The organism is Guptibacillus hwajinpoensis, from assembly GCF_005144865.1.
In the GTDB taxonomy this organism is placed as follows: Bacteria; Bacillota; Bacilli; order Bacillales; family Guptibacillaceae; genus Guptibacillus; species Guptibacillus hwajinpoensis_A.
Genome location: NZ_SWFM01000023.1, coordinates 1 through 577, shown reverse-complemented (window position 1 = coordinate 577; position 577 = coordinate 1). Strand labels below are relative to the sequence as shown.

The window sequence follows — 577 nt, the reverse complement described above, 5'->3', positions numbered from 1 at the left end:
AGTGGCTTGTAAATGTTGGGTTAATAAGCGATCCCTTTTTTCTAATGTATTATTGATTCTATGTTCAAAAGCCTGAAACATTGCTTCTCTTTCTTCTTCAACTGCTTCTTTTACAGCCTCCTGTACGAGTTCCTGTAATTCCAGCCTCGATAAACGCACTTCATCTTCAATAACACGTATCGTAATCACACCGTTATTTTCACTAGGAAACATTGATACAACAGCCTTAACGGCGTCATTTTTGCTCATATTGTTCCCTAAGAATTCTTTCAATTTCTTTAACGGCATGATATCTCTTTCAAGGTAAGCACGACGGTGATGTTCATCCCGATAAAAGGAGTATCCCTCATTTTCTAAATCAATTGACCATCTTCTTAAGTTCGATGTTGATATATCAAGGAGTTCAGCAATTTCCTTTGCCCAGTAAGACTTTAACGTTTCCTCATTTTTTACGTTTTCCGTCACGTTAACCACCTCGCTATAGCATTCTATGTGATTATAGAAAACACCTTCTCCCCCTTCGTTTTGGGGTGTGAGGCTGGCTTTTTAAATTGTGTATCTGCATTTCGGAAAAGAA

At 38.0% G+C, this 577-nt stretch carries 1 protein-coding gene; it reads right to left on the bottom strand.

The window, feature by feature from the left end; translation table 11 throughout:
- On the bottom strand, positions 1-465 hold a 465-nt coding region (locus FBF83_RS20585; protein WP_136948949.1), incomplete at its 3' end, for a DNA-binding protein.
- Between the last annotated feature and the right edge of the window lie 112 nt (positions 466-577).